2 protein-coding genes and 1 pseudogene are annotated in these 2,956 nt (G+C 68.0%); all 3 read left to right on the plus strand.

From position 1 onward, the window contains the following. Nucleotides 1-829 precede the first annotated feature (829 nt). The 3 genes and pseudogenes from JNW89_RS33040 to JNW89_RS33050 all read left to right on the plus strand — a co-directional run bounded on the left by JNW89_RS33040 (nucleotide 830) and on the right by JNW89_RS33050 (nucleotide 2,852). Nucleotides 830-2,041, plus strand: a complete 1,212-nt coding sequence (locus tag JNW89_RS33040) for a helix-turn-helix transcriptional regulator (protein WP_238452029.1) — start codon at nucleotides 830-832, stop codon at nucleotides 2,039-2,041. A 155-nt stretch (nucleotides 2,042-2,196) separates the two neighbouring features. Further along, nucleotides 2,197-2,556: pseudogene (locus tag JNW89_RS37895) on the plus strand (hypothetical protein); the annotation flags it as partial. Beyond that, nucleotides 2,553-2,852 (plus strand): hypothetical protein, encoded by a 300-nt coding sequence (locus JNW89_RS33050; protein ID WP_238452031.1) that lies wholly within the window; start codon nucleotides 2,553-2,555, stop codon nucleotides 2,850-2,852. The pseudogene JNW89_RS37895 and the gene JNW89_RS33050, both read left to right, overlap by 4 nt. Nucleotides 2,853-2,956 lie beyond the last annotated feature (104 nt).

A 2,956-nucleotide genomic window follows, 5' to 3' on the forward strand; every position in this document is an offset into this window, starting at 1 on the left:
CCGACGCTGCGACCCGCTGTCCTGGTCCATCCGCCGGCGCCGTCACCAAGCCCGAGCCAAGACCAGCCACTACGCCCGACAAGCCCTCATCGAACCGTGATCACGATCCCCGGCTGGAGTACTAGGACCTGCGGTTACGGGCCTCGTTCAGGCTTCCCCATCTCGGTGCGAGCGCGACCATCTCGATCCCGTCGTGCCCGTTGCGTGCCCGTTGGGATGGGCGACGACGGTCAATGGCGGTCAGCTCCTGGGCGGCAGCCAGCGTGGCGACGCAGGTCAAGCCAGGTCACTGCCGAGCAACTTGCGGCCGTATCCACACTTCCTAAACCGTGTGGCTGTACAGCCATCCGTACAGCCAAGCCAGCAGACTGGCCCGGTCATGAGCCGACGCGAGTCGACAGGACGAGCAGGTCAGCGGCAGTAGTCGACGGCGACCGACAGTCATCTTGATCTTTGCAAGGCAGGGGTCCGGAAGCTGGCCACGCGCTCGCGGACTGCCCTGCGGGCGGCCTCCGGCCGTCCTCGGGCGCCCGCAGCGCGTCACTCTGTGAGTCAGCGGATCGTCAGCGAACGCCCTACCGTGCATTCACACTCGATCATGCCCGACGGCACGACCGGGACGTCTGAACACGCGGTACGGCACTTGATCACACTCGCTGCTACGTCAGGTCACTTTCCCCCCGACGGGGGTCAGCGCCAATGGTCGGTGAGTTGCTGGCGGCCTGTCCTCAGGATCAAAGGGTTACCAGGTGGCTAGCCCGTGAGTACCGTGAGGGACGACGGCGGTCGACAGGCCGGCAACGCATCCCGCGCTACGAGGAGGTTCGGGATGGATCCCATGCCGGGGCTGACCTTTGGGCAGCGACTCAAGGTCTACCGTGAGCGCTCGGGCAAGACCCGCGCTGTGCTCGGGGGGCTAGTAGGCCGTAGCGCCGAGTGGGTCAAGGCCGTGGAGAGCGATCGCATCCTGCCGCCGCGTGTGCACATGCTCGATCGGATCGCCCGCGCCCTCAAGGTCGACGTGTCCGCCTTGATCGGGGAGTTGAGCGATCGATCTGAGGTCGTCAACGGGCCCGAGCATCCAGCACTCGCCTCGGTACGCGACGCCGTCAACCGCTTCGCGGTGTCCGACGACATGTCACCGCAACCGCTACAGCAGATCAAGGGCCGGCTCGCCGCAGCCTGGCGCGCCCGTCATCAGGCGTCAGACCATCGAACGGTGCTCGGCACTCTGCTGCCGGATTTGGTCCGGGACGCTCAGCGTGCCGCGCTGACGTATGAGGGTGACGAGCGTCGGCAGGCTCAGGCGCTGCTTGCCGAAGTGCTCGGCCTGGCTCAGATGTTCCTTGCTTACCAGCCTGCCGCCGAGTTGCTGTGGCGCGTAGCTGACCGCGCGATGGTGGCGGCGCAGGAGTCGGGAGATCCGGAGGCGTTGGCCTGCGCGGGATGGTTCCTGTGCCAGGTTCACCGGGACGCCGGGGACTGGGACACCGGTATGGCGGTGACGCTCGACGTGGTCTCGGCGCTCAAACCCCGAACTACCGACGCGAACCCGAACCTGCTCGCTCTCTGGGGCGCCCTGAACTTTGAAGCTGCCTATACCGCCGCTCGGGCCGGTGAGGAGGGTCGCGCCTGGCGGTACTGGGACCGTGCGGACCGGGTGGCGCAGCGCCTGCCGGAGAACTTCTACCAGCCGCAGACTTCGTTCTCGCGGGTCATCATGGGCGCCCACGCCGTGACCGTCGCCGTCGAGCTTCAGAAGTCCGGTGAGGCGGTGCGACAGGCCAATCGCCTTGACCCGGCGGCGATCCCATCGAAACCGCGCCGTGCCCGGCACCTGATCGAGGTGGCCCGCGGCCACTACGGCAAGGGCGACAACGAAGCCACTGTGGCGACTCTTCGTCAGGCATACGAGTCCGCGCCGGAGACGATCCGCTTCAACGGCTACGCCAGGCAGATCACCCTCGATTTACTGGACGGACCGCGCTCTTTGCGAGGCGATGTGCATGACCTCGCGCTGAAGGTCGGCCTCGTCGCCTGATCAAGGGGTACGAACCCTACCCATTCACCCCGACCACGCTGCGTACGTTCCTCCTCACGGGATGCGGCGGGCGGTGTGGATTGGCCTGGTCGCCGCGTCCCTCTCAACTCGGGGGCGAGACAGCGTGCCCTCGTGACTGACGAGGGAGATCCGGTGCGGCGCGTCTCGTACGAGGAGTACCTGCTCGCCGCCGCCATGACCCTCGCGCGGCGGCATCGGCCCGTCTGGTCTTGGCGGCGATGGCGGCGGGTCTGCCGCTGCGGAGCCGACCTGCCGTGTCATGCCTGGCACCGGATCCCGATCAACCGAGGCCACTGGCCCGGGGAGGGGGAGCAGTGAACGACCGCCAGGAGCAGACGATCCTCGCGGTGCACGTCCGAGGACTCGACGGCATGTGCGCTGGCTGCCGCGCGTGGTGGTCGCGGCTGGCTCCGTACCCGTGCTGGCAGGTGAACTGGGCGACCAGCCGGCAGGCCCGAACGATCACCGCGCGCTTCCTTGGAGGCCAAGAGTGACCACCCACGGCCCAGTCATGCCGATCTGGAGCTGCGGCGGCTGCGACCTGCCCTGGCCCTGCCCGACCCGGAAGCGTGAGCTGCGGGCGGAGTACGCAGACGCCCCCGTGTCGTTGGCCCTCTACCTCGGCTCCTACCTCGTCCAGGCCGCCGAAGACATGCCCTGCATGCCGGCCGGCGCGTTGCACCACCGCTTCCTCGGCTGGACCCGGGAGGCTGACCGATCGACGCCCGCAGTACAGCAACCAAGTACAGCAACCATGGCCGCCGAGAGGGACCAAGACGAGCGTCACTAGGCCGTCTGGTCGGTGTGCAGCTGGCCGGTGATACGGCCGGTGTTCCGGTCGGCGGCAGCGATGGTGCCGGTGAGGCGGATTGGGCGAGCACAGCCGCCGGCGGG

This window comes from Micromonospora sp. 4G55, assembly GCF_016803375.1.

Bases quoted from the DNA above. Each gene is read 5' to 3' on its own strand.
- JNW89_RS33040 (WP_238452029.1), top strand. From the start codon at position 830: ATGGATCCCATGCCGGGGCTGACCTTTGGGCAGCGACTCAAGGTCTAC.